This is a genomic window from Zoogloea sp. (assembly GCF_028693495.1).
In the GTDB taxonomy this organism is placed as follows: Bacteria; Pseudomonadota; Gammaproteobacteria; order Burkholderiales; family Rhodocyclaceae; genus Zoogloea.
Genome location: NZ_JAQUVG010000005.1, coordinates 43,964 through 49,989 on the forward strand (window position 1 = coordinate 43,964; position 6,026 = coordinate 49,989).

Here is a 6,026-nt window from a genome sequence, read left to right on the forward strand (position 1 = left end):
TTGGGCTCCGTGTCAGAGCGTCAGTTGGGTCCGCAGCTTGTCCAGGAGTCTGGCCCCCATGCCCTTCAGGGCCAGCAGATCGTCCAGATGAAGGAAAGGACGGTGGGTCAGGATCGCCGCAGCAACCTTCTTGGGAAGCCCCTTGACCGTGGCCAGCTCTGCTGCGGTGGCGGTGTTCACGGCAGTCCGGGGCGCCGTGCTCCGGCCTTTCTCCGCCTTGTCCTTCTGACCCGAGCCCGCAGGAGCGGGGAGTACTTCCGGAGCCGGCGCATTCCAGCAGACGGGCTGGGGAAGGTCCCGCTGGTCCCGCGTGACATAGCCCGCGGCAGTCCATTCCCGCAGTCGCAGTGCGACCTGCCAGGTGCCGGGGGGTGCCGGGGTCACGGGGCATTCGAAGGAAAGGGCCGACAGGCTGCACTGCCCGCCCAGGGTTCCGAGCTCGATGGCGCACAGGGGCCACTCTGCGGCCGTGCCGTCGGAGGCCAGGGCCCACAGTTCCAGGGACAGGGAGCCGCTCAGGTTGTCGGCAGTGCGGGGGTTCTCGACGCCTTCCACATGGACACGGACGGCTTGCCCGTCGAGGCTGAAACCGGCGCTTCCGGTCAGCCGGGGCTGGCAGAAGGCTTCAGTGCGGGGAAAGGATACCGTGTCGACGATCTGCTCGAAGTGGCCTTCATGCCCCGTGGCCAGCGCCAGCGCCAGCGGGTGAGCCTCGCTTCCGGCGGGTGGAAAGGCCTGTGCGAAGGCGACGGCCCAGGGCCGGGCATCCGCCGTGGCCAGGCTGATCGGGGCTTCCGCAATCTTGTGGCGGAGCGGGATGCTGCCGTCGCCGCTCGGGTCGCAGGTCCAGAGCTGCAGCGCCCAGGCCTGCCCGTCCAGGGCATCGCTCTGCTGCATCAGCAACTCGGCATCCAGGCGGACCTGATCTCCGTTGAAGGCATAGCCATGGTTGGGGCCGATCCGGAGGGGAGCGGCGTCGGTGGGGGCGGGGGAAGTGGGTGTGGGATGCATCATGGAAGTCTTGCCTGATCGGAAGGGCGCGATTTTGGGTGCCCTCCGAAGGCAGCGTCAATCGTTTGGCGATTGAATTTTTGGATGCACTGAAACAAGGCAGATGCCCTTGAAAGCCGCACCATTGCTGGGCTTGCACCGGTTTGGTGCGGGTATGCCGTATGGATTTCAGAGGAGCACGATGTCGAACTGTTCCTGTCCGTAGCTGGCTTCCGGGTGGAGGGAAATGGTCTTGTCGATGAAGTCCGACAACATGGCCAGGGACTGGGACTCCTCTTCGTGGAAGAGGTCGATGACATTTGGCGCGGCCAGTACCCGGAACTCCCGGGCGTTGAACTGGCGTGCTTCCCGCAGCAGTTCCCGCAGAATTTCATAGGCTACGGTCCGGGCCGTCTTGACTTCGCCGCGCCCGCCGCAGGTGGTACAGGGCTCGCAGAGCAGATGGGCGAGGGATTCCCGGGTCCGCTTGCGGGTCATCTCCACCAGGCCCAGGGTCGTGAAACCATTGACCGTCATCTTGGTGTGATCCCGGGCAAGGGCCTTGCGGAACTCGTCGAGTACGGCTGCCCTGTGGTCGGTACTCTCCATGTCGATGAAGTCCACAATGATGATGCCCCCCAGGTTGCGCAGGCGCAGCTGGCGGGCGATGGCCTGGGCGGCCTCCAGGTTGGTCTTGAAGATGGTGTCGTCAAAGTTGCGTGCCCCGACAAATCCACCCGTATTGACGTCGATGGTCGTCATCGCCTCGGTTTGGTCCATGATCAGATAGCCGCCGGACTTGAGATCCACCCGCCGGGCCAGGGCCTTCTCGATCTCCGCCTCGACGCCATGCAGGTCGAACAGGGGACGCTCCCCGGTGTAATGCTTGAGCAGCGGCGCCACCTGGGGCATGTACTCGGTGGCAAAGGCCGTGAGTTTCTGGAAGTTTTCCCGGGAGTCCGCCACGATTCGGGTGGTGGAGTCGGTGACCAGATCGCGCATGACCCGCTGGGCCAGGTTGAGATCCTGGTAGAGCACCGTGGGGGGGCGGGCACCCACCGAGCGGTTCTTGATCTCGGACCACAGCTTGCGCAGATAGGCGATATCAGCGGCCAGTTCCTCGTCGGAAGCATTCTCGGCCATGGTGCGCACGATGTAGCCGCCGGTTTCTTCCTTTGGCAGCAGGCGGCTGACCCGCGCGCGCAGGGCCTCCCGGCCGGCTTCGTCCCCGATCCGCTGGGAAATTCCGATGTGCTTGTCCTGGGGCAGGTAGACCAGCATCCGTCCAGCGATGGAGATCTGGGTGGACAAGCGGGCGCCCTTGGTACCGAGGGGGTCCTTGAGGACCTGGACGATCAGGTTCTGGCCTTCGGCCAGGATACGCTCGATGGGGCGGGGCGCATCCCCGGTGTGGCGGTCCGACCAGATGTCGGCCACATGCAGGAAGGCGGTCCGGTCCAGGCCCACGTCCATGAAGGCAGACTGCATGCCGGGCAGCACACGGACGACCCGGCCGAGGTAGATGTTGCCGACAATACCGCGGCTGGCCGTGCGCTCCACATGCACTTCCTGGACCACCCCCTGCTGCATGAGGGCGACCCGGGTTTCCTGGGGGGTGAAATTGATCAGATATTCTTCAGACATGATGCGGGTGAAAACGGTGATGGGCGATGACACCCTGGGGTGCCATCGCCGATCGCCGCTCGTGGTCCCGGCACCCATGGCGCAGTAGTTGCCGCGCTCCGGGTTGGGTGCGATCTCCTCCAGCGGGCCAGCCTTGTGGCCGACGGCCGCTCACGGAGGATAGCCGAAATCCTGCAGAAGGGCTGCGGTCTCGAACAGGGGCAGGCCCATGATCCCGGTGTAGCTGCCGCGGATTTCTTCCACGAAGATCGCCGCCCGGCCCTGGATTCCGTAGGCCCCGGCCTTGTCGGCGGCTTCTCCGCTGGCGACGTAGCGGCGGATGTCTTCCTCGCTGAGGGGTCTGAAGCGGACCTCGCTGGTCGACAGGCGCTGTTCGAAGCGGGTTCCGTCGGTCAGTACGACGGAGGTCAGAACCTGGTGGGTACGCCCGGACAGTCGCCTCAGGATTTCACTGGCGTGCTCGTCGCTGTCCGGTTTGCCGATGATCTCCCCATCCAGGCCCAGGGTGGTGTCCGCCGCCAGCAGCAGACGCTGGGGCAAGCGTCGCCAGCGCACCCGCAGCACACCACCTGCCGCCTTTGCCATGGCGACCCGCTGCACGTAATGCATCACGTCTTCTCCAGGTAGCACGCTCTCGTTGATGTCGTGATCCTCCCTCCCGGGGCCCCGGAACAGCAGGGGCTCGAAACTGACATGGATCTGCTTGAGCAAGTCGCGGCGACGGGGAGAGTTGGAGGCGAGGTAGATCATTGAGGGGTGAGGGGTCATTCCCTGTGGTAGGGGTGGTTTCTGGAGAGGCTCCAGGCCCGGTAGAGGGCTTCCGAAAGCAGCACGCGGACCATGGCGTGGGGGAGGGTGAGGCTGGAGAGCCGCATGGTCTCGTGGGCGGTGGCCTTCAGCCCGGGGGACAGCCCGTCGGGCCCCCCGATGATCAGGGCCACGTCGTCGCCCTGATCCTGCCAGCGTTCCAGGCGTTTGGCCATGCTCCGGGTGCTCATGTCCTCTCCCCGTTCGTCGAGGATGACCCGGCGGCAACGGGGAGGGAGCACCGCCTCGATGCGGGCAGCCTCCAGGTGCATCATGGCCTCGACGGTCTTGCCTGTGGTACGGGGTTCGGCTTTCACTTCCACGAGTTGCAGGGGCAACTCGCGGGGCATGCGTTTGGCGAAGTCGTCGAAGGCGCTGTCCACCCATCCGGGCATCCGGGTGCCGACGGCAATCAGGAGAAGTTTCATGGGCGAGGAACGGCGGGATCAGGCCCACCGCGGTGAGCACGCGCTCAGGTAATCCGGGCAGCTGCCGGCCGCGTCGGACGGGCCGGCGTGGCTCCCCACAGTTCTTCCAGATTGTAGTAGCTGCGGATGGCGGGTTGCATCACATGCACCACGATGTCACCCAGGTCCACCAGCACCCATTCGCCGCTGTCCTCGCCTTCGATGCTGATCACCGGCAGGCCTGCTTCGCGAACCGTGTTGGCGACGTTGCGGGCGAGGGCCCGGGTCTGGCGGTTGGAGTCACCGGTGGCTACGATGACCCGGTCGAAGAGGGAAGTGAGACGGGTGGTGTTGATGACCTGGATGTCCTTGCCCTTGATGTCTTCCAGGGCGTTGACGACGAGCTTTTCGAATTGGGTGAGTTCCATTGATTCAGAGATAGAGTTGGTGCAGGGAAATATAGTCAATAACTGCCGGGGGGAGCAAATAGCGCAGGCTGAGCCCGGCAGCCTGGCGGCCGCGGATGTCGGTGGCCGAGATGGCCAGAGGTGTCATGACGAAGGGCACCAGGGCACCGCAGGCGCTTGTCACCAGGGTCGCCGGCTCTGCCCGGCGCGCTGAGCAGAGGGCCTGCAGCGCTGGCGGCAGATGGGCATCGTCCAGGTGGTAGCCGGGCCGGTTGGCCACCGCAATGTGGGCGTAGTCGAACAGTTCGGTCCACCGTCGCCAGGTAGGCAGCCCCAGAAAGGCGTCCATCCCCAGCAGCAGGACCAGGGGGCGGGTGGGCCCCAGCTCCCTGCGCAGGCGCTCCAGGGTCAGGATCGTGAAGCTGGCCTGCCGGGCGTCCACTTCGGCCGGATCCACCTCGAGCAGGGGGTTGTCGGCGACGGCCAGGCGCGCCATCGCCAGACGGGCTTCGCCGCTGGCACCCGGGGTGGCCCGGTGGGGCGGCTGCCCCGCCGGAATCAGCCGAACCTGGTCCAGGCCCAGCGCCTCGCGGGCGGTTTCCGCCAGACGCAGGTGGCCGTAGTGGATCGGGTCGAAGGTGCCGCCGAACAGGCCGAGCGGAGTGCCCGGATCAGTTTGGCTCATGGGGCCCGATATGCTCGAAAACGTCGAGCGCGTTGGTGTAAAAGCTGGCAAAGACCACCGGTATGAACACCACCGGGAAGATCATGGCCGGGAGGATCGACAGCAGGGGTGATACCAGCCCGAGGATGCTGATGAGCACGCCAGCCATCATGGCGATGGTCATCAGGCCGATGCCATAGGTCAGGAAGGGACGCCAGTTGCGCAGGCAGGCGACGAAGCTGAAGAACAGGGCCTTGGCGGCCGGCACCTTGCCCCAACCGGCCAGCAGCGGCGCAAACCAGTAGGCCATCATCAGGGGCGTGGAGCCCACGGTGGCCACCAGCAGCGCAAGTGTGAAGGACGGATCGTCGAAGGTCTCGCCCCATTCGGCCTTGCCCAGCATGGCCTTGCCGAATTTCTCGTTCATGTCGCCGTCGATCAGCAGGCTGATGCCCATCACGATCAGTGTGCCGGCCAGGTACAGCCCCCCGATTTTGACCAGTTCGGGAAAGTTCTGCTTGAACCCCGAGATCAGCACCTCGGGGCCCGCCTTGCGCCTTTCATGCACGGCCTTGCAGCCGTTGAAGATGCCCAGGGACATCGCCGGCATGATCAGGGACATGGCCACCTGGCCGACCAGGGGAACCGATGCAATCAGCAGCAGGACCAGGGAACAGCCGAACACCAGGAAGGTGAGCAGCGCCGGGTTGCGTTTCCAGAGGATAAAGCCGTCAAAGATCCAGACCCAGCCGCGCTGGGCGGGGAGCATGCGTGCCTGCATGGCTTATTCTCCGGTGGGGGGGATTGCGGGGGCCAGCGGGGGCCCGGGAAGCGCGGCAGGAAAGATGTCCTGATAGGACGCGTAGAGGGTGCCGGCCAGAACCGGGATCAGGATCAGCACGCCCAGACCTGCCGGAATCATCGCCACCCAGATCAGCACATAGATGATCACGCCCAGCAGCACGAAGGCCCCGAAGTTGCCGAAGCAGGCGGACAGGGACATCTTCATCGCATCCAGGGGGGGGGTGTTGCGCAGGACCACCAGGGGTGCGGCAAACCACAGGGCGGTGATCAGCAGCACCCACAGCACCGAGAAGACGATGCTGC

At 65.3% G+C, this 6,026-nt stretch carries 7 protein-coding genes and 1 pseudogene; all 8 read right to left on the bottom strand.

Annotation, left to right across the window (positions count from 1 at the left end):
* Nucleotides 1-12 precede the first annotated feature (12 nt).
* Nucleotides 13-1,014 (bottom strand): helix-hairpin-helix domain-containing protein, encoded by a 1,002-nt coding sequence (locus PHD22_RS01855; protein WP_299861443.1) that lies wholly within the window; start codon nt 1,012-1,014, stop codon nt 13-15.
* Nucleotides 1,015-1,179: 165 nt separating this feature from the next.
* Nucleotides 1,180-2,634 (bottom strand): ribonuclease G, encoded by a 1,455-nt coding sequence (rng, locus tag PHD22_RS01860; RefSeq protein ID WP_299861446.1) that lies wholly within the window; start codon nt 2,632-2,634, stop codon nt 1,180-1,182.
* A 150-nt stretch (nt 2,635-2,784) separates the two neighbouring features.
* Nucleotides 2,785-3,402, bottom strand: coding sequence for a Maf family protein (locus tag PHD22_RS01865; protein WP_299861449.1), 618 nt, complete (start codon nt 3,400-3,402; stop codon nt 2,785-2,787).
* The gene (gene rlmH / locus PHD22_RS01870) at nt 3,399-3,869 is read right to left on the bottom strand and encodes a 23S rRNA (pseudouridine(1915)-N(3))-methyltransferase RlmH (protein WP_299861452.1); all 471 of its coding nucleotides are present in this window, start codon (nt 3,867-3,869) and stop codon (nt 3,399-3,401) included. Before rlmH ends, PHD22_RS01865 begins: the two co-directional genes overlap by 4 nt.
* 44 nt (nt 3,870-3,913) lie before the next feature.
* Entirely contained in the window at nt 3,914-4,276 is a 363-nt protein-coding gene (gene rsfS / locus PHD22_RS01875) for a ribosome silencing factor (RefSeq protein ID WP_299861455.1), read from the bottom strand.
* 4 nt (nt 4,277-4,280) lie between these two features.
* Nucleotides 4,281-4,940 carry a nicotinate-nucleotide adenylyltransferase gene (nadD, locus tag PHD22_RS01880; protein WP_299861492.1) on the bottom strand — a complete coding sequence of 220 codons (660 nt, stop codon included), beginning with the start codon at nt 4,938-4,940 and terminating at the stop codon, nt 4,281-4,283.
* Entirely contained in the window at nt 4,927-5,700 is a 774-nt protein-coding gene (locus tag PHD22_RS01885; RefSeq protein ID WP_299861494.1) for a BPSS1780 family membrane protein, read from the bottom strand. The genes nadD and PHD22_RS01885 overlap by 14 nt, the downstream gene beginning before the upstream one ends.
* 3 nt (nt 5,701-5,703) lie before the next feature.
* Nucleotides 5,704-6,026: pseudogene (locus PHD22_RS01890) on the bottom strand (hypothetical protein); the annotation flags it as partial.